General features: G+C 39.1%; 27 protein-coding genes. 10 read left to right on the plus strand and 17 right to left on the minus strand.

The genetic code is table 11. The features are described from left to right. Positions 1 to 100: 100 nt before the first annotated feature. The 9 genes from GVK91_RS19280 to GVK91_RS27665 form a co-directional block, all read right to left on the minus strand. Positions 101 to 1,837: an ATP-binding protein gene (locus tag GVK91_RS19280; protein ID WP_159730912.1), complete on the minus strand. Its 1,737-nt coding sequence runs from the start codon at positions 1,835 to 1,837 to the stop codon at positions 101 to 103. A gap of 24 nt (positions 1,838 to 1,861) precedes the next feature. After that, entirely contained in the window at positions 1,862 to 2,983 is a 1,122-nt protein-coding gene (locus GVK91_RS19285) for a histidine kinase (RefSeq protein ID WP_075993224.1), read from the minus strand. A 62-nt stretch (positions 2,984 to 3,045) separates the two neighbouring features. Continuing rightward, the gene (locus GVK91_RS19290) at positions 3,046 to 4,131 is read right to left on the minus strand and encodes a porin (RefSeq protein WP_159730914.1); all 1,086 of its coding nucleotides are present in this window, start codon (positions 4,129 to 4,131) and stop codon (positions 3,046 to 3,048) included. 47 nt (positions 4,132 to 4,178) lie between these two features. Next, the gene (locus GVK91_RS19295) at positions 4,179 to 4,745 is read right to left on the minus strand and encodes a K(+)-transporting ATPase subunit C (protein ID WP_159730916.1); all 567 of its coding nucleotides are present in this window, start codon (positions 4,743 to 4,745) and stop codon (positions 4,179 to 4,181) included. Positions 4,746 to 4,770: 25 nt separating this feature from the next. After that, the gene (kdpB, locus tag GVK91_RS19300) at positions 4,771 to 6,780 is read right to left on the minus strand and encodes a potassium-transporting ATPase subunit KdpB (RefSeq protein WP_153846695.1); all 2,010 of its coding nucleotides are present in this window, start codon (positions 6,778 to 6,780) and stop codon (positions 4,771 to 4,773) included. Between the two features lie 25 nt (positions 6,781 to 6,805). After that, positions 6,806 to 8,491, minus strand: a complete 1,686-nt coding sequence (gene kdpA / locus GVK91_RS19305) for a potassium-transporting ATPase subunit KdpA (protein WP_159730918.1) — start codon at positions 8,489 to 8,491, stop codon at positions 6,806 to 6,808. A gap of 141 nt (positions 8,492 to 8,632) precedes the next feature. Then, positions 8,633 to 8,710 (minus strand): potassium-transporting ATPase subunit F, encoded by a 78-nt coding sequence (locus GVK91_RS27775; RefSeq protein WP_075994865.1) that lies wholly within the window; start codon positions 8,708 to 8,710, stop codon positions 8,633 to 8,635. Beyond that, positions 8,711 to 9,088, minus strand: coding sequence for a hypothetical protein (locus GVK91_RS19315; RefSeq protein ID WP_153846693.1), 378 nt, complete (start codon positions 9,086 to 9,088; stop codon positions 8,711 to 8,713). A gap of 27 nt (positions 9,089 to 9,115) precedes the next feature. Beyond that, complete coding sequence (locus GVK91_RS27665; protein ID WP_259254088.1) at positions 9,116 to 9,238, minus strand: hypothetical protein; 123 nt, start codon at positions 9,236 to 9,238, stop codon at positions 9,116 to 9,118. Between the two features lie 682 nt (positions 9,239 to 9,920). Here GVK91_RS27665 and GVK91_RS19320 point away from each other — a divergent pair. From GVK91_RS19320 to GVK91_RS19330, 3 genes are all read left to right on the plus strand, one after another. Continuing rightward, complete coding sequence (locus GVK91_RS19320; RefSeq protein WP_075994866.1) at positions 9,921 to 10,652, plus strand: DUF1080 domain-containing protein; 732 nt, start codon at positions 9,921 to 9,923, stop codon at positions 10,650 to 10,652. Between the two features lie 382 nt (positions 10,653 to 11,034). Continuing rightward, positions 11,035 to 11,517, plus strand: a complete 483-nt coding sequence (locus GVK91_RS19325) for an outer membrane beta-barrel protein (protein WP_153848387.1) — start codon at positions 11,035 to 11,037, stop codon at positions 11,515 to 11,517. Positions 11,518 to 11,649: 132 nt separating this feature from the next. After that, the gene (locus GVK91_RS19330) at positions 11,650 to 12,108 is read left to right on the plus strand and encodes a hypothetical protein (RefSeq protein WP_153848386.1); all 459 of its coding nucleotides are present in this window, start codon (positions 11,650 to 11,652) and stop codon (positions 12,106 to 12,108) included. Between the two features lie 75 nt (positions 12,109 to 12,183). On the opposite strand, the gene GVK91_RS19335 is transcribed toward GVK91_RS19330, so the two are convergent. The 4 genes from GVK91_RS19335 to GVK91_RS19350 all read right to left on the minus strand — a co-directional run bounded on the left by GVK91_RS19335 (position 12,184) and on the right by GVK91_RS19350 (position 14,328). Next, positions 12,184 to 12,654 (minus strand): hypothetical protein, encoded by a 471-nt coding sequence (locus tag GVK91_RS19335; protein ID WP_075993232.1) that lies wholly within the window; start codon positions 12,652 to 12,654, stop codon positions 12,184 to 12,186. A gap of 160 nt (positions 12,655 to 12,814) precedes the next feature. Continuing rightward, on the minus strand, positions 12,815 to 13,132 hold the full coding sequence (locus GVK91_RS19340; protein WP_153848385.1) for a multidrug efflux SMR transporter: 318 nt from the start codon (positions 13,130 to 13,132) through the stop codon (positions 12,815 to 12,817). 78 nt (positions 13,133 to 13,210) lie between these two features. Beyond that, on the minus strand, positions 13,211 to 13,768 hold the full coding sequence (locus GVK91_RS19345; RefSeq protein WP_120332730.1) for a Crp/Fnr family transcriptional regulator: 558 nt from the start codon (positions 13,766 to 13,768) through the stop codon (positions 13,211 to 13,213). Positions 13,769 to 13,785: 17 nt separating this feature from the next. Then, on the minus strand, positions 13,786 to 14,328 hold the full coding sequence (locus GVK91_RS19350; RefSeq protein WP_153848384.1) for a DUF4269 domain-containing protein: 543 nt from the start codon (positions 14,326 to 14,328) through the stop codon (positions 13,786 to 13,788). A gap of 123 nt (positions 14,329 to 14,451) precedes the next feature. Here GVK91_RS19350 and GVK91_RS19355 point away from each other — a divergent pair, with 123 nt between their 5' ends. The 3 genes from GVK91_RS19355 (at position 14,452) to GVK91_RS19365 (ending at position 19,284) form a co-directional block, all read left to right on the plus strand. Then, a complete protein-coding gene (locus tag GVK91_RS19355; RefSeq protein WP_120332728.1) occupies positions 14,452 to 14,820 on the plus strand; it encodes a DUF1801 domain-containing protein in 369 nt (122 codons plus the stop codon). Between the two features lie 189 nt (positions 14,821 to 15,009). Beyond that, positions 15,010 to 18,276 (plus strand): TonB-dependent receptor, encoded by a 3,267-nt coding sequence (locus tag GVK91_RS19360; RefSeq protein ID WP_159730920.1) that lies wholly within the window; start codon positions 15,010 to 15,012, stop codon positions 18,274 to 18,276. 63 nt (positions 18,277 to 18,339) lie between these two features. Then, positions 18,340 to 19,284 carry an MBL fold metallo-hydrolase gene (locus tag GVK91_RS19365; RefSeq protein ID WP_159730922.1) on the plus strand — a complete coding sequence of 315 codons (945 nt, stop codon included), beginning with the start codon at positions 18,340 to 18,342 and terminating at the stop codon, positions 19,282 to 19,284. Positions 19,285 to 19,326: 42 nt separating this feature from the next. On the opposite strand, the gene GVK91_RS19370 is transcribed toward GVK91_RS19365, so the two are convergent. Next, complete coding sequence (locus GVK91_RS19370; RefSeq protein ID WP_159730924.1) at positions 19,327 to 19,926, minus strand: nitroreductase family protein; 600 nt, start codon at positions 19,924 to 19,926, stop codon at positions 19,327 to 19,329. Between the two features lie 142 nt (positions 19,927 to 20,068). On the opposite strand from GVK91_RS19370, the gene GVK91_RS19375 reads away from it, so the two are divergent. The 3 genes from GVK91_RS19375 (at position 20,069) to GVK91_RS19385 (ending at position 22,125) form a co-directional block, all read left to right on the plus strand. Then, positions 20,069 to 20,365 (plus strand): helix-turn-helix domain-containing protein, encoded by a 297-nt coding sequence (locus tag GVK91_RS19375; RefSeq protein ID WP_198385931.1) that lies wholly within the window; start codon positions 20,069 to 20,071, stop codon positions 20,363 to 20,365. A 34-nt stretch (positions 20,366 to 20,399) separates the two neighbouring features. Further along, on the plus strand, positions 20,400 to 20,966 hold the full coding sequence (locus GVK91_RS19380; protein ID WP_159730926.1) for a Crp/Fnr family transcriptional regulator: 567 nt from the start codon (positions 20,400 to 20,402) through the stop codon (positions 20,964 to 20,966). A gap of 73 nt (positions 20,967 to 21,039) precedes the next feature. After that, positions 21,040 to 22,125, plus strand: coding sequence for a DUF418 domain-containing protein (locus tag GVK91_RS19385; RefSeq protein ID WP_159730928.1), 1,086 nt, complete (start codon positions 21,040 to 21,042; stop codon positions 22,123 to 22,125). Positions 22,126 to 22,232: 107 nt separating this feature from the next. Here the strand turns inward: GVK91_RS19385 and GVK91_RS19390 are convergent, their stop codons facing one another. Beyond that, positions 22,233 to 23,141 (minus strand): NAD(P)/FAD-dependent oxidoreductase, encoded by a 909-nt coding sequence (locus tag GVK91_RS19390; RefSeq protein ID WP_159730930.1) that lies wholly within the window; start codon positions 23,139 to 23,141, stop codon positions 22,233 to 22,235. Between the two features lie 10 nt (positions 23,142 to 23,151). Further along, complete coding sequence (locus tag GVK91_RS19395; RefSeq protein WP_159730932.1) at positions 23,152 to 23,760, minus strand: bifunctional 2-polyprenyl-6-hydroxyphenol methylase/3-demethylubiquinol 3-O-methyltransferase UbiG; 609 nt, start codon at positions 23,758 to 23,760, stop codon at positions 23,152 to 23,154. Positions 23,761 to 24,026: 266 nt separating this feature from the next. Here GVK91_RS19395 and GVK91_RS19400 point away from each other — a divergent pair, with 266 nt between their 5' ends. Beyond that, positions 24,027 to 24,689, plus strand: a complete 663-nt coding sequence (locus tag GVK91_RS19400; RefSeq protein WP_075993244.1) for a DUF1349 domain-containing protein — start codon at positions 24,027 to 24,029, stop codon at positions 24,687 to 24,689. Between the two features lie 45 nt (positions 24,690 to 24,734). Here the strand turns inward: GVK91_RS19400 and GVK91_RS19405 are convergent, their stop codons facing one another. Then, positions 24,735 to 25,514 carry a helix-turn-helix transcriptional regulator gene (locus GVK91_RS19405; RefSeq protein WP_159730934.1) on the minus strand — a complete coding sequence of 260 codons (780 nt, stop codon included), beginning with the start codon at positions 25,512 to 25,514 and terminating at the stop codon, positions 24,735 to 24,737.

Genomic DNA, 25,514 nt, shown 5'->3' on the forward strand with positions numbered 1-25,514 from the left:
CGGCGCCACTTATAATCTCAAAAATTGTTCTCCTCCCATCCGTCCTTGTTCTATTGTCATGATGTGCTGTATGAACAGATACGAATCGTTTAATATGGTATTAATTATCGGAAATTGCGGTACGCAATGAAAAATAGAAAGAACTTCCTGCGCCATAATCACTTTCAACACCAATTTCGCCACCTTGCGCCTCTATAAACTCTTTACTAATACTTAAACCAAGTCCTGTTCCACCTTTTTTGGACCCTGGCACACGGAAGTAACGCGCAAATATTTTATCCAGATATTTCGGCTCGATCCCTTGCCCACTGTCGGTAACGATAAATTTTGTTTTAAGTTCGCTGTTTTCCACTACTATGCGAATAACCGAATCTTCATGGGAGTAACGTATCGCATTGGAAAGAAAATTTGTAAGAACCCAGGCAGTTTTCTCATTGTCAGCAAATATAGCTTTCACATTGGGGTCTACCTCGATAACAAAGTGGATATTTTTTTGATTCGCAGCAAATTGATTTGCCATGATGGCATATTCAATAATTGGCTGTATTTCCGTCGTATGTAAGTTAATTTGAATGGAACCACTTTCAACCTGCGTCATATTTAACAGTTCACCGGTTATTTGAAGCAGGCGGTTAGAATCATCTTTTATTCCGTTTAACAATGTAAGCTGCTCGGTATTTAGATATCCTATTTGTTCGTTTTCCAACAATTGAACCCCCATCTGAATCGCCGCAATAGGTGTTTTGAACTCGTGCGAAACGGTACCGATGAAATTTGTTTTTGCAAGATCAAGTTCCTTAAATGGCGTAATATTCTTTAGGATAACCACCTGCCCGATAAACTTTGATTCAAGTTCACCCGTAGGCAAAACATTGATATCGATAACATCTTTTTCAAAATAGCTTTCTCTATCGTCTGCATAAATTTTAACCGCATTTTTTTTACGTTTTTCTACAGGAAGAAAAAGATCTTTAAAAATATCCTTAGCAAGATCATTTTCATCTGAAACCGCTAAAGCAGATCTTCCGAGAAGTTGATCTTTATGTAGATTTGTGATGCGAAGTGCTTCCTCGTTGACAAAAATGACACGTCGCTCTTCGTCGAAGCCTATCACCGGATCATGCATATGATCAACAAGAGACTCTATTCGTCTTTTTTCCTTTAAAATTTTTTCAAGTTTACTTTCAGCATATTCTTCAAGTTTCTCTGCCATGGAATTAAATGAAGCGACGAGTTCCGCAAACTCACCTCCGCTCTGTACCTGAATACGCTCTTTGTAGTTCTGTCCTGCAATTTGTCGAATACTCGCTGTCAATTTCGCAATGGGGTTAGCTATATTGGACGGCAAATTGACCAGTAATATAAAAGCAATGATAAAACAGAGTGCCCCGGCAAATGAAATGACCAAAATTGCATGTTCGGCGGTGCGATCCGCAATAATACTCTTCCGAGAAATTGCCGTCATATTTTGTTCCATTAACAAGGCAATATCCTTTCTGATAGACGAGACAATAGTAACATCTAAGGGCTTATCTTTCAGTTTTAAAAAATGTTTGGCAATTGCGTTTGTTGTTTGCTGCTCTCCGACTTCGGTAACATTTTTCCGTTGTTTGTCAAGATTGATCTGGAAGTTGTTAAAAGCAGCTTTTGCAACAGGAATTTCCTCTAATGCCAATAACATATTCTTGGCGTACAGCAGCGTATTGTAGTTCGCTGTCAGTATATTTGCGGTATCCTTTTTTAATCGGTTTACATACCAACCACTTAGCGCGGCAAGTAGAAAGATCATGAGAAAAAGTGATCCTACACCAAAGGTAAGTTTCGTTTTTATTTTCATCTTATTCACAATTTGTCTTTATCATTAAGACAATATAATCAGATCGATGTCTTCCGTCGACAGTTGTGCCAGCAGTTTGCTAAATGTATCCTTAGCAAGTAACATCCTTAAAAGAGATAATCGTGGTTTTCCAATGCAAACTGTGGTGATCTTGCGGAGCTCGCACAAAGCGATGATCTCTTTTGCCACACTATGACTTTCTACTTTGATAATTTCTCCACCAAGTTCTGTCGCCAGTTTAAAGTTATTGATCAGGTGCCGTTGTTTATTTAAAGCTATCCGATCTCCGCGCTCTTTTGGCAACTGTACATAGAGCAAAAACCAACTGCTATTGTAATATCCTGCTAAGCGTGCTGTTTTTCGGATGACGTTTTTTGCTTTTATTTCATTAGAACTTATACAAGCCAGGAAACGCTCCTTTCGCACCCATCGTTGGGGTTGAACTTCAATCTCTACTTTGCGTTGAACCTGGGAGGCAACTTCTTTCAACGCCATTTCACGCAATTGTAAGATATGTTCGCTTTTAAAGAAGTTTTGAAGCGCTGCCTGAATTTTTGACGCGTCATAGATCTTGCCCTCTTTTAGGCGAATGATAAGCTCTTCTGCAGTAAGATCAATATTAACGACTTCATCTGCGGAATCAATAACACTGTCGGGAACACGTTCTTGCACTTCAACACCTGTAATCGCTTTGACCTCCTCGTTTAAACTCTCAATATGCTGGATATTAACAGCGCTGATCACATTAATCCCCGCTTCAAGAATCTCCATAACATCCTGCCACCTTTTGGTATTTTTACTGCCTTCAATATTGGTATGTGCCAGCTCATCGATAATGACAACCTCGGGATGTGAATTCAAGACAGCATAAAGGTCCAGTTCCTCCAACTGTTTGCCTTTGTAAAAAAGATGGCGTCGGGCGATAAGGGGTAGACCGTCGAGCAATTGATGTGTTTCCTTCCGATTATGTGTCTCAATATAGCCAATACGCACATCGATTCCTCCCTGTAAAAGGGTATGTGCATCCTGTAACATGCGGTATGTTTTTCCAACCCCTGCACTCATACCAATATAAAGTTTGAAGCGACCTCTTCTCGATTTCCGGATAAGGTCCAAAAAGTGTTCAGCGCTTTTCCTTTCTTCCATTTTTATTGCCTTTCATTTCAGAAGGTTCCTGCCGATCCAACACACGGCAGGAACGATTGTTTTTAAAAACTAACGGTAAGTGCTGTTACAGCCGTCACACTATTTTTCACCAACTTATTTGTCCGATCAAGGAAAATAGCATCTTTATTCGTGAGATTACGTAGTTCCGTACGCCAAAGAACATTGGGAAGAATGGCATAATCTGCATTTAAAGAATAGCCAAACGTTTGAAAACCTTGATCTGTAGTCGTAGAAACGATCACACCATGCTTATCGTTGTAATATTCTCCTCTTGCTGTTAAGCTAAATTTTTCGGTCGTCGCGTATCGTGCAATTAACACGGGGGTGTACCATGCATTGTACTTTGAGCTACCTTTTGCTTTTTGTTCCGCGCCAATATCAAATCCGAATGTGATTCCCAGCTTTTCGTTCATTTGATAAATTGCATATAGATTATGAAAATAACGCATTTGTCTGACACTATCCGCTTTATCACTGCCTATAAAAGAACCACTATTGATGGTCCATTTATCTGTCGGTTTATAGACCAGTTGATGCCCAAATGCCGGCAAACTGCTACCATCCACCCGTTGAATCCGCTGCCATCCGTTTAAAATCAGCCCACTTAAAAATAGTTTTCCCGATGCGGATGTATAGGATATTTTTGCTCCTGTTTCAAAATAAGGGGAATTATCCGCAAAAATACTTCTTGTTAAAGTCCAATTATCCTTTCCTATAGCGCTTTCAAAGCCCAAATGGGAAGAAAATATGCCAGCATCGATCCATAAATTATGTTTTTTTGAGATACGTATACCGGCGTTCGCTTCGTAAATATTTTTTAAGACTCCGGGTTCCGCACCGTAGTTGGCATTCATATATGTACCGACACCTAAAGCAAGATTTGCACGGGTATTTGTTGTTTCGTATGCAGCTTTTAAAAGTGCCAAGTTTATGTTTACTTCATTCGTCCTATTGTGACTATATACAAAGCCTGGGCGTGTATTTCCAAGTGGATTGTTAAAGTCCCGGAGGTAATATGCTTCAAGGTAACCACTGATAGACAATCGGGTATTTTGAGTAGTATCTTGCTGTGCAAATAATTGTGTTGCCCCTGCGAGTAAACAGGCCAACATCGCTAGTTTTTTCATGTAAATTGTTCTTATAAAATGTATATCGATGACCCTTTAGGTCAATTTTATTTTTCAGCCATCTTGTCCAAAGCAATATTTAGTTCAAGGACATTGATTTTGCGAGGTCCAAACATATTCCATAAAGGCGTCTGAACGTGGGCATCAACAAGAGACTGTAGGCTATTTACCGATATACCTCTCGCTTTCGCAACACGATCAATTTGTATTTTTGCGGCCTCTATGGAGATATCTGGATCCAAACCACTACCACTGGCTGTAACAATGTCTACCGGTACCTGTTCGCGTTTTACAGTAGGATTGTGAACTAAGAAAGTATCGATACGGGCCCTAACTTCCGAAAGATATTCCCCATTAGAGGGTCCTTTGTTACTTCCACCCGATCCAGCAGCATTATAACCAACAGCTGAAGGACGCGACGAGAAGTAATCATCACGCGTAAAGGCCTGCCCAATATTTCTGTAATACTTTTGCCCATTGTACTCAAGCATTTCCCCTTTTCCATGATTGGGTGCTATTTGAGCTATTGCCCATACGAGGACTGGATATACCACTGAGAGCAGGAGCAATAAGATAATTGTAATCTTTATTGCCGGATATATATGTGTTTTCATCTTTGCTTTTATTATTAAAAATGTATTAGATAAATAGGGAAACCAGTAGGTCTATGACCTTGATACCAATAAATGGAACGAGTACTCCACCAAGTCCAAAAACGAGCAGATTTCTCCGTAACAGTGCGCTTGCACCTATAGGTTTGTATGCGACTCCTTTCAATGCCAAAGGAATCAGTAATGGGATAATAATTGCGTTAAAGATGACAGCTGATAGTATGGCACTTTGTGGACTACTGAGCTGCATAATGTTTAAACCTTGAAGTGCGGGTATTGCTGCAATAAACAAGGCCGGAATGATAGCAAAATATTTGGCGACATCGTTTGCAATACTAAACGTTGTTAGCGTACCTCTGGTCATCAACAATTGTTTGCCTATCTCCACAACCTCAATCAGTTTGGTTGGATCATTGTCGAGATCGACCATATTTCCGGCCTCTTTTGCAGCTTGTGTACCGCTGTTCATCGCTACACCAACATCGGCTTGTGCAAGTGCCGGAGCATCGTTTGTACCATCCCCCATCATGGCGACCAATCGTCCATCAAGCTGTTCTTTTTTGATATAGTTCATCTTGTCTTCAGGTTTCGCTTCGGCTATGAAATCATCCACTCCAGCTTTTTCCGCAATATATTTGGCCGTCAACGGATTATCTCCCGTCACCATAACAGTTTTGATACCCATTTTTCGTAACCTTTCAAAGCGTTCATGAATTCCGGGTTTTATCACATCCTGCAATTCTATGACACCGAGAACCTGTTCATTCTCTGCAACGACCAATGGGGTTCCCCCATTTTGAGAGATAAGCTTTACGCGTTCATCTATTTCCTGAGGAAACAGATTTCCAGCCTTTACAATGATATTCCGAATAGCATCTGTTGCACCTTTACGAATACGTGTCTGCGCAAAGTCTATTCCCGAGCTACGGGTCTCCGCGGTAAACTTAATGAATGCAGGATTTTCGACCTTATAGCTCGATGGATTGACACCAGCCAATTCGACAATTGATTTCCCTTCCGGTGTTTCATCCGCCATGGAGCTCAATGTGGCCGCACGTACCAGAACTTCCTTCAGGACGCCATCTGCGGGGTAAAAATTTGTCGCCTTACGATTTCCGATCGTAATAGTTCCAGTTTTATCAAGCAACAAGACATCAATATCTCCTGCCGTTTCAACTGCCTTGCCACTTTTTGTTATAACATTTGCACGAAGTGCACGATCCATTCCCGCGATACCAATTGCCGATAAAAGACCACCTATTGTTGTTGGAATCAGACAGACAAAAAGTGAAATAAACGACGCAATGGTGATACCAACATTGGCATAATCCGCAAATGGTTTTAAGGTCACCGTTACGATAATAAATACAAGTGTAAAACCTGCCAGAAGGATTGTTAATGCAATCTCATTAGGTGTTTTTTGGCGGCTTGCCCCTTCAACCAATGCGATCATCTTATCCAAAAAGCTCTCCCCTGGTTCTGTCGTTACCTGCACGACAATTCGATCGGACAAAACCTTGGTACCACCGGTAACTGAACTTTTATCACCCCCAGACTCGCGGATCACCGGTGCTGATTCTCCGGTAATTGCACTCTCATCTATGGTTGCCAATCCCTCAATAATCTCCCCATCCAATGGAATTACATCACCAGCCTGGCAAACAAAAACATCATCTTTTTTCAGTTGAGCGGACGAAACTACCCGACCATCACGCAGAGTTGCTGGAGTTTCCTCCCGAGTTTTCCGAAGACTATCTGCTTGCGCCTTACCGCGGGCTTCGGCAATTGCCTCAGCAAAATTTCCAAACAATAAGGTTAAAAATAGAATAAGAAATACCGTAAAATTATAACCAAGTGTACCTTGTGATTTTTCCCCAGTCATTATCCAAAGACAAACGACGGCCATAATCAGCGTCCCGATTTCCACAGTAAACATCACTGGATTACGGAACATTATTTTAGGATTTAGCTTCACGAAAGATTGCTTTAACGCCTGTTGTACAAGTTCTTTCTGAAACAATGTTTGTTGATTGCTCATTTTTAGAATTCTTTAATTTTAAGTACTACATGGAAAAATATTCCGCAATTGGACCCAATGCCAACGCAGGGAAGAAAGAGAGTGCTGCAATAATCGCTATTACAGCGAATACCATTAAACCGAATGTACTTGTATCTGTTTTTAGCGTTCCCTCACCCTCAGGTATAAATTTTTTCTCAGCCAATAATCCCGCAATAGCAATTGGGCCTATAATCGGTATAAAGCGGCCGAGTAACAATACGATACCTGTCGAAATGTTCCACCAAATTGTATTATCTCCAAGACCTTCAAACCCACTACCATTGTTAGCTGCGGATGAAGTATATTCGTACAATATTTCACTAAAACCATGGAATCCAGGGTTATTCAATGTAGAAGCACCTTGGGCTGGAAACGCTGTAGCAAGTGCTGTACCGACAAGGATTAGAAAAGGATGGGCAAGAGCAACAATCATAGCGATTTTCATTTCCCGCGCTTCAACTTTCTTACCCATAAACTCTGGTGTGCGCCCCACCATCAAGCCACTAATGAAAACAGTGAGTATAATAAAAATGAAGAAATTGAGTATCCCCGCGCCTACACCACCATAAAAAGCATTCACCATCATCGCTATAAGTTCGTTCATACCAGATAAGGGCATGTAACTATCATGCATAGAATTGACAGAACCCGTCGAAATCATCGTTGTAACAATACTCCAAAACCCCGATGCCGCTGCACCAATACGTATTTCCTTTCCCTCCATGGCGCCCATAGACGTGTCAATACCCATCTGTGCAATCGCTGGATTTCCAGCCATCTCCATTTTTATATTTGGTATTGTCAGGATGATAAACCCAATGGTCATCACACCAAACATCATCCATGAAAATTTACGCTTGCGAATAAAAAAGCCGAATGCAAATATCATCGCCATCGGGATAATAAACTGGGCAATCATTTCCACCATATTGGTCAAATAATTGGGATTTTCAAATGGATGTGCACTGTTTGCTCCGAAAAAACCACCTCCATTTGTACCAAGATGTTTAATTGGGACAAAGGCAGCTACTGGTCCTCGGCTTACCTGTACGGTATCTCCAGCGACAGTAATCATGCTGTCCTTACCTTCGAAAGTCATCGGCATGCCTTGGAATACGAAGATGGCAGCAACCAAGACGGAGATAGGCAGTAAAATCCGGGTGCAAGACTTCACAAAGAAATCGTAAAAATTGCCCAATTGTGTTGTTGTCTTATCCCTAAAAGCTTTGAAAATAACCACTGCAGCAGCCATTCCCACGCCTGCCGTCACGAATTGAAGAAACATGAGCCAAATTTGTCCTAGATAGCTCACTCCTGATTCACCGGAATAGTGCTGGAGATTACAGTTGACCAAAAAAGAGATACTGGTATTAAAGGCCAAATCAGCAGTCATTCCAGGATTCCCATCTGGATTTAAAGGCAAATGTCCCATATTCATCAGGATAACCATGCTCAACAGGAACCACAGTAGATTAATTGTCAAAAGAGCAACGAGGTGCTGTTTCCAGGTCATCTGGAGGCTAGGATTAATTCCTGTCACCCGATAAAAAAATCGTTCCAATGGTTGAAACAATGGATCTAACCAGGTCTTTTCATTGCCATATACCTTAGCCATATATTTCCCAAGGGGAAGTCCGAGTAGTAATGTTACGATGAACATCACTATGATTCCAAGAATCTCTGTATTCATTTCTTTAGTTGATTTGTATAAAAAGTGTATCATGACCGATCGTCATCTAACCTCAAGCTCTTCTTTTCACTATGTAACACGAAAAGAACTGACTGAAAGCGGGATTTCATCGCCGACGATAGAGAATGAGTAATCTTGTTATTAAAATTTTTCTGGCTTTAGAAGTACATAACAGATATATGCAAAAACCAGTAGTGCTACAATAAATAAAGCTGTCATTTACTTTGATATTAATAGGTTATGAATTTGTTGTCCTTTAAGGACCTCTAAAAATGGTGTTGGTAGCTGAGCTTCGATTACCGCCCATGCATTGACCGAACTGATGCGCCGAAGACCTCCTAAAGATCTTACAAAGAGATTTTCCAGAATGTATTTGACATAATGGTTTCCTCGTCCATAAATCATTCCGAGGAAATGAATATGCTGGCAAATTTTGTCCGTACTTTGCAATACAATTAAGCTCCGAAGATGATTAATAACAGCCTGTAAGGCTCCTGCAAAATTGTGCTTTCGCAATAAGAAATTAATCTCTGATCGGATTTCCTTATAATGGAGCGCCATATACAAACCTGCACCGTATTGATTTAATTTTTTCATGTTGTGTGTAAAACTATACTTCAAAATCTAACCGATATAGAGTTGAAAAATCATTGCAATAATCAATACCACTACTATGATCTTCGCTATACGGTCTCCCGATAAATTATGTGCGGAACTGCTGCCTTTATTTTCTTGCTTCTCTTTCATATTATTTCTTTTATATTTTGCCGAAGAAGTCGACCATTTTATAGAATAACCAGAAGAACAAAATTCCAGTTATGACGAGTATGATTGTTATTGCCATTGTTAAATTTTATTAGTGAATCGCGATTTCATTTTGTTAACTTCAATTACATGCCAGCAGCATTGCCGATCGTCTCCTTCGGAGGGCTCTTGCCACATACTTTTCTTTTCCGTCCTGTTTTCATATTTACATTCATTTGTCCCAATAAGCCAAACAGCGTTCCACTATGCCAAAAAACAACATAACACACTATTAATCAGGTGTTATAAAAAAATAAACCACAAAACAGCATTGGATAATCCTATCATTTTGATAAGGTTATTTTATCAAAATGAGAATGACTATGCTGAAAATGTGATCAAATCATTATAATGTGTAACTTGTCATGTATACTTGAGAGGTGACCAAAAAACATAGGCGGTTTGAACTGGTCTATTCTATAAAATGACGGAAAAGAATGTTTTAAAAATTCATAAATGAATAGGAGAATAGGTGAACCTCCGGATGAGTATTAGCAGAAGTACTATGTAACAAATTTGCAAAGGAACATGAAATTATCGCCAAAAGTTCATATTAAAAATTATTTTAGGGGATACATATTAAATGGGAAAACTTATTAAAGAGACACTTATACAAATAAAAACAATGATAAACTTAAACCTTTTCAAAAAAATCATCTTATCGGTCTTTATGGGCTGTATTTTACTCTCCTGTCAAAATGAAAAAAGCAGTCCGAATACATTGACAGAAGAAGAGCAAAGTAACGGCTGGCAACTTCTATTTGATGGTACCACGCTTAACAATTGGCATACCTACAATAATAGTAAAAATGCTCCTACAGCCTGGGTCGTTAAAAATGGGACTATTTACTGCAATCCAAACAGTGAAAGCCAAAAATATGACTTAGTATCGGACAAAGAGTATAAAAATTATGAGTTTAAGTTTGAATGGAAGCTCGAAAAAGAGGGAAATAGTGGCGTTTTTGTCAATGTACAGGAAAGACCGGATATCAATGCGACCTATCATTCAGGACCAGAATACCAATTGTTGGCAGATTCCCATCCTGATTTTGATAAGCCACTGAAGCGTTCCGGCTGTCTTTATACATTTCTACCGCAGCAAAACTTTGTCAATATTAAAGCACAGGATGATTGGAATGAATCGAGTATTATTCAGAAAGACGGAAAGGTAACGTTCTACCTGAATGGTAAAATCACTGCTGAAATGGATTTTAATTCCGCTAAATGGAAAGATTTGGTAAAACATAGTAATTTCAAAGATTATCCAGAGTTTGGTAAACATATTAGTGGGAAATTAGCACTACAGGATTGGTCCAGAGGTGTTTCATTTAGAAACCTAAAAATAAAGACCTTATAATAAAAAAGTCCTTAGCAAATGCTAAGGACTTTTTTTATGCAATAGCCTCAGCCCCATCTTCCCACTTTAGCCCTCCTATATCTTCCTGTTCCGCTTTCATTCCCCGCCTTTTATCCACTGCCTTAGCCAATGAAATCCGTCAGGAGTTAAGCTCTCCCATCGCTAGACATTCAGTCCTTAATAAAGGATCTGCACCTTGATTTGAAAAAGATGCCTTATACACCCCAAAAACTTCACAAGCCTTTAGTAAGTTAAAAAGAATTTAAAATCAAAATATAAATTAAATAAGAAATAAAATACTATGTAAAATAAATTGTAGCGAATTAAATTTCAAAAACGTCACCTAGAGTAAGTCACATAAAATCCTGACTTAACTATATTAATGAAGAAAATTATATTCATCGTCCTAGTCTCCCTGATTTCGTTGGAAGGATATGGGCAAGAAAACATGCAAAAAAAATCAGAAATTCGAGTGGGGTATGGCCTTATTCCGGTCCAAGAGATCGGTACAATGCTCGGTGAGGGAATATTTATGGGTTTACTCGGAAGAGAAGTAGAACATTCCAGCGGAACTGGCACATTTACTGCCGGGTATTCACATAATTTAAACAAAAGACTGTCTATGGGCATCGACGGGTTTTATGGTAAAAATACGGTTTCTTACAAAGATGATCTTGGGGATTCAAAATGGAATGTTTTTGGGGGACTTCTGAATATGCAATATAGCTATTTGAATAAAACTAAACTTAAACTATATGGAAAAGGAGGTTTGGGCTATGCAAAATTTAACAATAGACAAAAAGAAGATAGAGAGCTTCGGTGCGCTATCCTATCAATTTACGCCGATAGCCATTCGTTACGGTAATAAAATAGGTATCTATGGCGAATTTGGTTTCGGCTACCTCGGGATTGCAAATGTCGGGATATCTCTCAAATTGTAAATTATCCAATTTTGGTGCTTCAATAACAGTTAAAACAATACAAATAAAAAATCATTATGTTAAAACTTACGATATCATTACTTGCTGTCGCACTCGCTGCAAGCAGTTGTTCAACAACATTAAATACGAAAAAAATGCATACGAATACAACTGGTCTTTCCGTAAAAATTCAATCAACAAATGCTATTGCAGTTAAAAATCCAACGGGCAAGATTCGCCTATCTGCAGTTTCGGCCCAGATAGCAGATGTACCAGCTACAATGATCCTGGAAAAGAGTTTTACAGCGAACCAAATACCTTTTGATCTCAAACTCGATTTACCTAAAAATCACCTTAAGCTCATCCAGCCTAAAGTCAGTGACGCTGAGCCCATAAAATACTACGTAACATTAGATTGGGATTCCAACGGAGACGGCGAAAAGGGAAAAGGAGATATTTCGATTGACTTCAACAAAAAGTTTCCTACCGTGGTCCTTGGACAAGAAAATGAAATTTTTGTCGCAGAATCCAAATAACAAAAAAGTGTCCCAAGAGGTATTCGTCGGAGAACGAGATAGCTCTTGGGAAACCACACTTCAATTAGCAGTAAACTACCGCCAGTCAATTCTTGTATCTATCCAAAAACAATCTCTATTCCGCCGAAATAAGTCGTCCGGTCTTTGGTGATTGTAGATAAGTTCTTCCAAGGCGTTAAAATTATAGCGAAACATGTCTTCATCTTTTGATTGAATGGGGCGCAGAATTGAATCTTCATCATCGATAAAAATGTCGGATTCAAAAATATTGATTCGATGCGCATTCACCCATGCAATAGCCGTCTCCTTACTCATGCGCTCCAATGCTTTGGTCGCTTCCTGAAATTGTTTCATTTCCCAGGGAAGATCTTCGGGATAATGTGAGGCAATATAGTCTTGATAAGCTTTTATATCACCTTCACGGAGACATTCGTTGCGAAGCAACAGCCTTGTTGTATCCCGAGCAAAGCTAATATACTCCGGTCGCATAAATAGGCCGTACCTTTTACTATACAATTCTATTTTTTCAGCTAGTTCTTGCCTCATAATGTAATTGCGTAGCAAAAATCATCCCAACCTACTCTCTTCTAGGGAGTTTAGACTAAAAAAAATAGATTTTATATATTTTTAACAATCCAATTGAAGAAAATTGAGCGCATATTCTATTTTTTTATGTACACTGAGATAAATAATATTTCCGGTATTTTTAAAAAATCTTTAAGCCAATAATTCCTGCGACGATCAATGTTGCAGACAGGAGTCTAAATACATTGGCCGAATCTCCGAAAAAAAAGATTCCGACCATTAATGTGCCCACTGCCCCTAAACCTGTCCATACAGCATATGCTGTACCTATAGGAATAGTTTTTTGAGCATAAAATAATAATCCGCCACTAATGCTCATGGAGACAATAGCTAATAGAATCCAACCAAATTTATTGGAATCTGGCTGTTGAGCCATTTTTAATCCGAGCGGCCAGCCAATTTCAAAAATGCCAGCAATAATCAATGCAATCCAATTCATTTTCAATAGTTTAAATTTCTAAAGCAAAGATAATCGCTATATAAGGGGCATTTTTTGACTTATATCAAAATCGTGTACTTACCGTCGTATCCGGCTGAGCGTTTCCTGTGTAATCCCTAAATATGATGCAATATGGCCAAGATTAATTCTATTTAACAAATTTGGCTGTAGGCGGATGAGAGATTGATATCGTTCTACTGCAGATTCGGTATGCAGGGACATAATCCGTTCTTCAAGAATAATACAAACCTCCTCAGCAATCTTTCGGCCTATAAGATTTAGTTCAGGATAAATCCTATACAATTCATTCAAATCGTCCACAGAAATTGCATAGATCTCGGAGTCTTCCAGAAACTGAATATTTTCAAAAGAGGGCTTTTCAGTATAAACGGGCAAAATCGATCCAAAAATCTGGTTTTCCTCACCAAACCAACTGTTCATTTCACGTCCATTTTTAAAGAAATAAGCACGAATCAGTCCTCTACGCAAAACAAAATAGCTTGATAAATGCTGCCCTTCCCTCAAAAAATGCTCACCCTTTTTCTTAAAAAAATAACGAGTTCTATTTTCTACCGCTTTCTCAATTGCTTCATTGAGATAGCCATATTTTTTAAATTGTTCAATTAGGGGATTCATACTATTTTAGATTAAAATCATTCATAGTTTATCGAATTATCTGCTGGATTATACTTTAGAAGTTCTGTATATGCATCGCCTTCAATTCCCAATAGCTGACAAAATGCAGGCTCAGTTTTTACCCCGCTCCTTTTGAGCTGCCTGACCTGCTCAGCGAATTCTTTCCCCCTCAATTGAATGATTTCATGCTCTTTAAGCATATGTAAATATCCATTCTGAATTTCAGTTGCTTTATCTGTTGCATAAATTTCAAAAAGCTGTTCCTCAATAGAGAAACTGCACACGATTACATGACCGGCAGCCCGCTGTAACCGAAAATGTGCATGCTGCGAAAAATTAAGAGACAGCTTTTCTTCAAGAGCATCAAAATCATCTACACGCAGAATAATGTCTATATCACTCCCATCAACATCTATCTGAATCGGTATTGTACCAACTACAATCGGACTGTAATCCTCAAGACGGTTAATAATCTGATAATCCATCAGTAACCGATAGGCTTTTTTTTGCACTTCATTTCCACTATTCAAATAGTCTATATTTCTAAAATTTATGGTCATAAGCAAATAGATAATTCGATCGCATAAAATAGGTCTGAATATACTAAACAACAAAAGAAAATTGTAACTATATCATATAAAAAAGGATAAGTCTTGTATCTTTATTTGCAACACATCATTCATATGCAGGAGATCCAACATTTCTATCTGAACCAGAAAGAACCAAATAAAAGCTGTCTTTTAGCATTAAGACATATTATCCTTCAACAGGATGCGGATGTGAGTGAGACCATAAAATACGGTATGCCTTGCTTTTGCTATAGAAAAAAAGCATTCTGTTACCTTTGGACCGACAAACGGACTACATTTCCGTACCTACTGATGGTTGAAGGTAAACATTTGGACCAGGTACAGCTGGAAGCAGGTCAGCGTCTTCGGATGAAAACATTGCCTATTGATCCACAGGAAGATCTTCCGATAGACACAATCGAAAGTATTCTGACGGCCGCCTTAAACCTCTATCGCAATGGCACAATTAAAATTAAAAAATAGCCACCAACCAGTGAAATAACCTATCATCAACCATCAAACGATAACCTATATAATTACCAAATGAAGGCTTCATATAGCAGCGATTGTGGAAATATTTAAATAATATTTACTTAACACAAAATCAATAATACTCTCCTACCTTTATCGCGGTTTAAAAATCACCTAGTCATTTAAACAGCTACGAAACAAATGAGAAAACATTTGATTACCAGCATTTTGCTAAGCACAATTGGTACATCACTTACCTATGCGCAAAATGAAACCACCTCTGCTCTGAATGGAACCGTCAGAGAGGGAAATTCGCCAATCAATGGGGCGACAATCGAAGCCATACATTTACCTTCTGGGACAAAGTACGTTACTTCATCACGAAATGACGGTCGCTACAATCTCCCCAATATGAGAATTGGTGGCCCTTATCAAATCACCGTAACTTATCTGGGCCATTCACCCAATATCAAGCAGATAGAGAAACTAGCTTTGGGACAAAGCTCAACATTGGATATTCAGATGCAGTCCGCATCACAGGTGTTGGATGAAGCTGTCGTTGTAGGAACGAGACAGGGAAAAGTCTTCAACTCCGGCCGAACAGGTGCAGCACAAAACATTTCCCGAACAGCGATTCAAAATCTACCTACACTCAATCGAAGCTTTACGGATTTTGTCAAACTGACCCCTCAATTTTCGATGCAATACGGTAATCCTTCTTTTGCGGGAAGAAGCAACCTTGCAAATAACTTTACGATCGACGGAGCGCTATTTAATAATGCTTTTGGATTACAGGGAACTATCGGAAGTCAAACAAACTCGCAACCCATCAATATGGACGCCTTTGAGGAGATTTCAGTAAACATCGCTCCTTATGACGTCAGACAAAATGGTTTTACCGGTGCTGCAATCAATGCTGTAACAAGAAGCGGTACAAACGAAGTACAAGGTTCGTTAAATTATTATTTCAGAAATCAGAATTTAGTCAACAAATACAATTCGGCCGGGTTAAGAGCACCAGTCAACAACTTCAGCTTAAAAGGCTATGGTTTTACCGTGGGGGGACCAATTATCAAAAACAAGCTTTTCTTTTTTGCAAGCGGTGAGCTTGAGCGAAGAACAGACCCAGGAACAAATTTTATAGCTTCACGTGGAGGAAATACGGGGCCGAATGTTTCAACCGTATCTGCGGAAAAACTTGATGATCTAGCCAACTACCTAAAATCGATCGGCTATAATCCTGGATCATATCAAGATTATCCTTTAGATACACGCAGTGACAAATTTTCCGTTAAATTAGATTACAATATCGATCAAAAAAATACTTTAAGCGCCAAATATTTCTACTTTCGTTCCTATCGCGACATCCTACCGTCCAATAGTGGTGCGCCCAAAAATAATCGGCAACCGTCCAACCTTGGCCTACCTTTCAGCTCAGCAGGCTACGGTATACACAACAATATGGACAATGTGAATTTAGAATTACGCACACGTATCAGTAGCAAATATTCAAATTCATTGACCGTAGGTTACAATGTCATGAACGATTTTAGGGAATCCAAAGGTGGTCAGCCATTTCCTTTGGTAGACATCATGAACCCCGACGGTAGTAGCATGACAGCATTTGGTTACGAGCCATTTACAGCATTTAATAGTTTAAAGACGAAGGTATTTCAAGCTACCAACAACTTTAATATTTATGCCGGAAAACATGAGATTACATTGGGTGCCAATTTTGAAAACTACAAAACCACCAATGGATTTGCACCGAACTATTATGGTGCCTATACATTTGCCAGTTTAGATGATTTCTACAACTCTGCAAAAAATAATGTTTCTAACGCAACCAAATACCAAATCCAGTATTCTGTTTTACCTGATGGATCATTTCCTTACGCAGAGATTTCAGCACGTATGTTTGGTTTATATGCGCAGGATGCCTATGCTGTAAATGATCATTTTAAATTGACTGCTGGATTGAGAGCCGATTTGACGAACATATCATCTCCCAATGAACTGAAAAATGATAATGTAACCAAGTTGAATTTTGATCAAGGTGAAAAGATCGATGTATCAAAATATCCAAAGAGTGCAATTCTTTGGTCGCCACGAATTGGATTTAATTGGAATGTCAATGGAACAAATCAAACACAGGTACGTGGTGGATCGGGGATCTTTACAGGTCGTCCGCCATTAGTATGGATTTCTAATCAGGCCGGCAATAATGGTGTCATGTTTGGTTCTGAATCCATCAATAATCCAACAAATAGACCGTTTACACCTGATGTGGATGCTTATCGCAACGTGAACCACCAAACTGCAGCCAACAACTCGAGTTATAACTTGGCGGTAACGGATAATAACTTCAAATTTATGCAGCTTTGGAGAACGAACCTTGCCGTTGACCAAAAATTACCGGGCGGTGTTATTGGTACTTTTGAAGCCATGTATTCGAAAGATATCAATTCGGTTTATTTCCGTAACGTCAATCTAAATACAACGGATGGAAAAGCTTTAGCTGGTGCCGATAACCGTATGCGTTATACAACACCACGTATCTATGGCGCCGCACAACCGACTCCTGAAAATCCTAACATTTCGGACGCTATTGTGATGTCCAATACATCAAAAGGCTATAGCTACACCCTGACGGGAACATTATCGAAAGAATTCAAAGGTGGTTTCTTTGCAAATATCGGTTATACCTATACAGATTCAAGATCTGTGAACGATGGGGGATCTATTGCACAGTCGATGTGGCGTGATCGTTATGTTTCGGGCAATCCAAATAGTGCTGATCTTTCTTATTCGACTTATCTGGTTAAAAATAGATTTATTGCCAACTTCTGTTACCGTAAAGAATACCTGGATCATTTAGGAACGACATTCTCCTTATTTTATCAACTGCAGGATGGGCCTCGTTACTCCTATACCTATGGCGGTGACCTGAATAATGATGGTTTGTCGGGCAATGACTTGATTTATATCCCGAATAGTAAAGCTGAAATTGCTCTTGTTGGCGACAATGCGCAAGACACCCGGACAGCTGATCAATTATGGTCTCAATTGAACGGATACATTAATCAGGACAATTACCTGAATGCACACAGAGGCCAATACGCGAAACGTAACGCATTGGTAGGAAAAATGATCGGAACACTGGATATTCGTATCGCGCAAGATGTGTTTTTAAATACCAGCGGAAAGAAACATCAATTGCAGATTACTTTTGATGTATTTAATTTCGGTAATATGATCAACAAAAGCTGGGGAGTTGCCCAATTTGCCAACAAAGCAAACGGTATCTTAAATTACAAAGGATTGAATGCTCAGGGACAACCAACATTCTCATTCCCTTATTTAGATGCAACAAATCAGATTCCTTTAACCAACACTTTCTCGAACAGTGTGGATGAAACTTCACGCTGGAGAATTCAGCTGGGTGTACGTTACCGATTCAACCAATAAACAAAAAATAGTGTAAATTTGAACCCATCCTATAACAAAGGATGGGTTTTTAGTTTAATAATCATGAAAAAACTAGCGCTTTCCATTTTTACATTTCTTGTGACCATGACCTGTCAGGCACAGCATTTTGACCTTGTCCCGCTGGGAATATATGGTGGCGAACAAGAAGACAATCTTTCTGCTTATTTAGTAGGAACTCCAAAAGACACGGCCTTCCTTTGCCTCGATGCCGGAACCATAAATACAGGCATCAGAAAAGCCATTGCATTGAAAAGTCTAAATGGGTCGGTCGAAACAATTTTACATAACCAAATAAAGGGATATTTCATTTCCCATGGACATCTCGATCATTTATCGGGTCTTATTATTAATTCTCCTGCCGATAGCAAAAAGAACATTTTTGCTATTGATCCCGTCCTTCAAATTCTACAAAATCACTATTTTATCACGGATACCTGGATCAATTTTGGGGATCAGGGCCAAAAACCCATACTAGGAAAGTATCATTACAACAGTTTACAAGAGGGACTGGAAACGCAAGTACCAAATACGACATTATCTTTGACGGCATACGAGCTGAGCCATGTAAATCCATATAAAAGTAGTGCTGCCCTCGTCCACTACGACAACCACTATCTCCTTTACCTTGGTGATACCGGTGCCGATCGGGTGGAAAAATCCGATCAGCTAGATAAGCTCTGGAATAACATTGCCCCACTGATTAAAAACAAACAATTAAACAGTATATTGATTGAAGTCTCCTTTCCAAATAATCAACCGGAAAATTTACTCTTTGGTCACCTAACCCCCAATTTGTTGCTAGAAGAACTGCTAAAGCTCAAAGAAAAAACGGGACTGAAAAACTTGGAAGGGCTAAGCATAGTGGTCACACACCGAAAACCAACTGGTAACAACCCTGAAATCATTAAAAACGAATTGCTCAAGAATAATCCACTTAAAGTAAATTATATTTTCCCCGAACAGGGCAAAAAGATAAGTTTAAACTAATGTAAAAAAGATGAAACCGATAGTGGTTTCATCTTTTTTTACCTAGAATTCTTCAATTATATCTGCAATTACCAAGCGTGATTTTGCGGTAATAGCAGGCTGATTTGCATCCTCCACATGTCGATAGCCAATAGCAACTGCAAACAGCGTCTGATAGCCATCGAGTTCCAGTATTTCATCGTAGACCGAATTTTCAATTCCTTCCATTGGGGTTGCGTCAATATGATTTGCAGCACAGGCTGCAAGGAAAAATCCCAAAGAAAGATACACTTGTTGCTTCATCCAGGATTGAACATGGACCTCCCCTTTCGACTGCAAAAATTGCTTATAGTAATTAATCGATCCCTCTGGAAGCGTGTTTGCGATTTGCTCTTCAAAGCGATCTACATCAGTAAGTGCACTAAAGACAACCAGATGGCTTGCCTCATTTATCTTCTGTGCGTTCCAATAGGATGCGGCAGCGAGTTTTTGTTTCATGTCCCCAGAAGAAACAAAGAAAAACTTCCATGGCTGGCTATTGATGGAAGATGGACTCAATCGGATTATTTCCTTTAATTCAGCGATTTTCTCCTCCGGAATTAGCGCTTCTGAATTATACTTTTTCGTTGTGTAACGTTGCTTTGCAGTTTCTAAAAAATCCATAATATACAAGATTAAATTAACTATATTTTTTATAGTTGCAAACTTAAATATAGTGTTATATATTTGCAATAACGGTCAAACTTGATAGTAACAGATGTATTTGATAGACAACAAACAATATCCATGCAGTACCAGCCTGACTATGAAATACATAGGAGGCAAGTGGAAGGCAGTAATTTTGATTCATTTAATTGAAAAAAAACGCTATAATGAGCTGAGAAAAGAATGCGCCCTAATTACAGAGCGTACATTAAGCTTACAATTAAAGGAACTTGAGGCTGATGGTTTAGTAAAACGTACTGTACATACCGACAAAGCTCCTTTGAAAGTAGATTACGAACTGACAGAATTCGGAAAAACACTTGTTCCACTACTCGAGTCGATTGCTGAGTGGGGAAGAGAAACGGCGGGTCGGACCGAACGGATTCAACAAATGTAACATCAGCAACTTTCGATCACTCAAATCAGCTATAATGAATGAGCATCTAAAAAAAATCAATGCTTTAATTGACGGTTTTGATGCGGAAACAGACTCAGCATTACAGGCCATTTCCAAAACCAAAAAATACAAAAAGGGCGAATTTCTTTTATATCAAGGTGAGGTCTGTAAGTCTAGCTTTTGGATAGAGGAAGGTATTACGAGGAAATACTATATGAATGAGAAAAAAGAAGTAACGACTGAGCTACTTTTTAAACATGATGTCGCAGTCGCCTTTAGCAGTTATGTTTCGAATCAGCCTAGCAGGGAGTTTATTCAGGCAATTACAGACGTTACTGTCTCGTGCATGGATAAAAACGCTTTTCAGCATCTCAGAATAAATCATCCACAACTCATTCAACTCGATCTTTTAATGACAGAATACTATACAATGTGGTTAGAAAAACGTCTGTTCGAATTTCACACCCTCAGCGCCATGGAAAAGTATAAGCTACTCCTTAAGGAACAGCCAGATTTCATACGCCATATACCGCTTACCTATATTGCTTCTTATCTGGGAATTTCCCTAGAAACATTAAGCAGGGTCCGCACAAAAATCTAATTATTTGATTTAAGTCAAATGCCAAACCAGTACATCTTTCAAAATTTGCAGTACATTTTGAAAATCAACTATCATGGCAGAAAAAATCAGATTTATAGGATTTGATATCCTGAGAGCTTACGCAATCTTTGGGATGTATATCGTCAATTTTAATCTCGTTCTTGGAGATCCACAACATACCAGTTGGCTAGGCCAGTTTCTCACGCTCTTTAGCGGCAATTCGAGTACAATATTTGTTGTCCTATCAGGCATGGGACTTACCTTGCGAACAGAAAAATCTATTTACGCTTCTCCGCAAGAACAAGTTAAACTAAAGACTATTGTGCAGAAAAAAGCAGGTTTTCTATTTGTTCTCGGATTATTATTATCTATTTGGTGGCCTGCAGATATCCTTCACTTTTATGGATTTTACATGTTTATCGCCTCCTTCTTGCTATTCGTTGATAAACAATACTACATATATGGAGCAGTTTTCTTCACGATCGTTTTTCACCTTTTGCTCATTTTAATTCCTTATGAAACCGGATGGAATTTCGATACACTAACTTATACCGACAACTGGAGCCTAAAGGGTTTTATCAGGAACTCTTTATATAATGGCTGGAATTCTATTTTTCCGTGGATGTCTTATTTCATGATCGGTATGCACCTGGGTAAATTAGACTGGACCAACGCCATTGTTCAAAAAAAACTGTTTTTCATAGGATTGGTATTATACCTGGCAGTACAAGTTGCACAATGTATTCCTCAAAACCTCATTGGCATAACAGCCTACTCTTTTCTAAACGCGGATTATCTTCCTCCGGTACTTCCATTTTTAATAAGTACAATAGGTTTTAGCCTGCTACTTATTAGCAGCTTCATGTATATTAGCCGCTTTATTACTCCCAATACATTTGTCAACTGTCTCGCGAAAACTGGCCAGATGACATTAACGCATTATATATCCCATTTAACATTGGGCATCCTATTATTTTCTTTTTTGGCTAGCAAGGGGGTGTTTAATCAAGTAATCGACCAGCAAGCAACCTTATCACCAGGGATGATTCTCTTCCTATCATCGACCTATTTTATCGGAAGCTATTATTTCAGCAAAATTTGGACAAAAAAATTTAAGAACGGTCCATTTGAATTTCTTTTAAGACAAGCATCGAACTAGGGACACACTTAAAGACAGCATTTACGCATCAGGAAGTTTTTGTGATATAAACTTCCTGATGAATTAACAAAGTGCGATCACATCCGGAAAACAGATCAATGCGGCCACTAAAAAACCTCGTCGACAAGTTCTTTATTAACCATTGCTCCAGCTAGGTTTCCTGTCGCAACAGCATTCGCCACCGAACGCATCATACTAGAATTATCTCCACAGGCAAAAACACCCGCAACTGTTGTTTTCTGGAAATTGTCTGCTTTTATATGTCCCTGATCGGTCAATTCGCAACCTAACATGGCAGGAATAAGCGAATGTTGCCTGAAAGGAATGGCAGCATAAACAGCATCAAAGGCAAGTTCACGACCGTCTTTTAATTGTACCTGCTGAACCCATCCATTCTTGTGCTGGATTTTACTTATTTCTTCTTCAATAATCGAAATACCGTGTAACTTCAGTTTTGCTTTCTGCTTAATATCAAAACTAGCCTTACCCAAAGTCAATAGCGTTAAGTCAGATGACAGATTGTGAACCAAACCTGCAAGGTGAAGAGCTCTTTCACCATTGGCCATAATAGCAGTTTTTCCTTTTCGAAATTCATAACCGTGACAATATGGGCAATGGATAACCGAAATTCCCCAACAGGCTGAAAATCCCTGTATGCTAGGCATCATATCTTCCACACCGGTCGCAAAAATGAGCTTTTTAGCCTGAAAGACGTCCCCATTTTCGGTGGTTATTTCATACCCTCTAGCTGTCTTCGTGCCGCTCACAGCAAGCCCTTTCTGGAACTTGACACTCGGGTAGTTCAGGACTTCTTCCCTTGCTTTTTTCGCTATACTGAGCGGCTTTTCACCATCATGCGTGATGAAATTATGGGAGTGCGGCGTCTGTCGATTACATGGTAGCCCACTATCGATAATCAACACATTCCGCAAGGAACGTCCCAATGCCATCGCTGCAGAAAGCCCCGAATAACTTCCCCCAACAATAATTACCTCATAGCTTCTATCATCTTTCATATATACATTATTAAATATTAATCCTCTTCTGACAAATGATGAAGTAGAATGGAAAATTTTCCTCCACTTCCCTAATTTCCATTAATCCATAGGGATCGAATTCGGCATGAATGGAATCAACATCGTAAAAGAACATATGTACTCCACCAAACATTGCAAATCGATCAGTGCCTATAGCCTCTCCCTTTCCGTAGATGCTTGCTTGCTTTGATACGGTCGTAAAAATCATATAACCTCCTTCAGCTAATTGGTCAAAACAATGCTGGATTAACGCATTACGTTCATCAGCATCCAATAGATGAATAAGCCCGTAACAAAATATACCATCATATATATCCTGATCAAAAGGCATTTCATTAACCGAACCATGATGGATAACCGTATCTGCCCCAAAGGATTTCCGGGCGAGCTCTATTGCCGTTTTCGAGATCTCAATACCTGTAATTTTTATTCCGTTTTCCGAAAAAGTGCGACCATTGCGACCGTAGCCGAACCCAGGAATCAATATATTTTTGATGTTATGCTCCAAAAAAAAGCCTAATGCAAAAATTGTAGACTTTGCGGCTTCATCCCCCCACATTTCTTGCTTCTCTATAAAATTACGTTCCCAAAATTCCATACTGCTGTTGCTTATATTGTTTAAAATTGAAATCGATCCTGTTGGCTATACCAATACGGTACTACAATGGATTAAAAGTCAACTCAGCGAAGATAGTATTTTTCACTATTGCAACTATGTAGCAAAAACACTAAATGCAATTAAATTGCAAATAAATTACAATAGGATGAATTATTGAAATCATGGTTATTTATCAGTATTGAAAATCTGTGCTATGCTTAAATATCTTTGCTGATGAAAATGAATATCATCACAAAAACAAAAACATGAAAACTATAAAGACATTTTTAGCAGCTTCATTATTTCCATTGCTTACGATACAGGCCAGCGCACAAAAATTGGATAAGATGCTTTGGTTTAACGAGCCAACAGAATGGAACATCAAAGACAATTCGCTTTCGATGTTCGTTACGCCTAAAAGCGATTATTGGCGTATCTCTCATTATGGATTTACAGTAGATGACGCCCCCTTTTTCTATACGCTACGCGGGGGAGAGTTTGAAGTCAAGGCGAAGATCTCGGCGAACTATCAAACCCGGTTCGATCAAGCAGGTATTATGCTGCGCATTGATCATGAAAACTATATAAAAGCAGGAATCGAATTTGTCGACGGAAAATACAATTTAAGTACGGTCGTTACACATAAAACAAGTGATTGGAGCATTGTTCCGATCGATAAGGAAATCCCCTACATCTGGATCAAGGCGATACGTCGATTAGATGCTGTAGAATTTTTCTATTCCTTTGATGACAAGGAGTATATCATGATGAGAAATGCCTGGCTACAGGATAATCACCCTGTTATGGTCGGTCTAATGGCAGCTTCACCAGACGGCAATGGCTTTCAGGCCAAATTTGATTATTTTACGATCAAACACCTTGCAGATCAACGTCGAAGCAAATGGCTGAAAGAGAATAATTCAAACTAAAAATACCGACGCCCGCCTAAGACAGTCGCATAGGTGGGCGTTATCTTAAGTCAGTATATCCTGCTGCATCTTGTTAAACACACTCACTGCTTCATATGAATTTCGTACACGAAGCTTTTGGAGTATATTTTGCCGATGCCGATTAACTGTATTTATGCTCAGGCCTAGTTTTTCGGCAATTCGTTTACTAATCATCCCCTCCTTGATACAGCTTAAAATTTCTTTCTCTCGTGTACTAATTGAAGTTTTCGCACCATAACCATCCAAGTGATGAACTACACCTGTTACCTGATTGAGGATATAATTTCGGAGATTGATTGACGTTTCAGTTTCTGGTAATAGGGTATAACAGCATAAAGCCAACTGTGGGAATTCCGGTCCCGGGGTGTCCAAGTAAAAAATTTGATGGGACAGCTGCATGATTTGCCCCTCTCTCCCTTCAACCCGCAGGATGCTGTTTGCTCGATAATTGAATCGCTCCGCCGGATCCATTTTTTTGACCAAGTTGAGAAATTGAAGCTCCAAAGCATGTTTGATGGCCAAATCATCGGGGTAAACACGTTCGAGAAGAAAATCTTCCCAAATACCGTTTATTTCCAGTTTCTTTTCATCTGCAGGAAGATGAAGTCGCTCCGCAATTGTCCCTAAATATGTATAACTCCAGTTCGCTGTCAGGTCACTCAGTACAGCTATACCATTATGAATGTCGGCAAAAGTTTTTGCGTAACTCTTATAGTGTTTTAGCACAGATAAATCAATGCTGCTATTTCGTAGTCTACGCTCCGAAAAATTCTTATCTAATTTTTTTTTGATCTCCGATTTCAT

The organism is Sphingobacterium sp. 18053 (assembly GCF_902706145.1).
Classification (GTDB): Bacteria; Bacteroidota; Bacteroidia; order Sphingobacteriales; family Sphingobacteriaceae; genus Sphingobacterium; species Sphingobacterium paramultivorum.